Origin of the sequence: Pseudoalteromonas sp. S554 (assembly GCF_005930865.1) — a bacterium.
Lineage (GTDB): Bacteria > Pseudomonadota > Gammaproteobacteria > Enterobacterales > Alteromonadaceae > Pseudoalteromonas > Pseudoalteromonas marina.
The window spans coordinates 1-266 of record NZ_PNDV01000193.1; the positions used below are offsets into that span (position 1 = coordinate 1).

Here is a 266-nt window from a genome sequence, read left to right on the forward strand (position 1 = left end):
AGATTTACGTTTATTGTATCTAGCGCTTTCGCGAGCAGTGCATATTTGTGCGCTGGGTGTTTATAACATAGGGCAAGGGCAAACTAGTCGGTTAGCAATTCAAAGTAGTGCGCATGGGCATGTGCTGATCTCAGAGCTCGAAATTTCAAGCAGTCCAATATGGCGAACTCATTTACATGAGGTTTGCGACAAGCTCACATTTATGTGTTAACAGCAATATACCTCTGAAGAATTAGGCCAACAGGGAACCTTACAGAATGCTAATA

Annotated in this window: 1 pseudogene; it reads left to right on the forward strand. The window is 42.5% G+C overall.

Going from position 1 to position 266, the window contains the following annotated elements:
• Positions 1 to 208 (forward strand): annotated as a pseudogene (locus CWB65_RS19975) (hypothetical protein); the annotation flags it as partial.
• Positions 209 to 266: the final 58 nt, after the last annotated feature.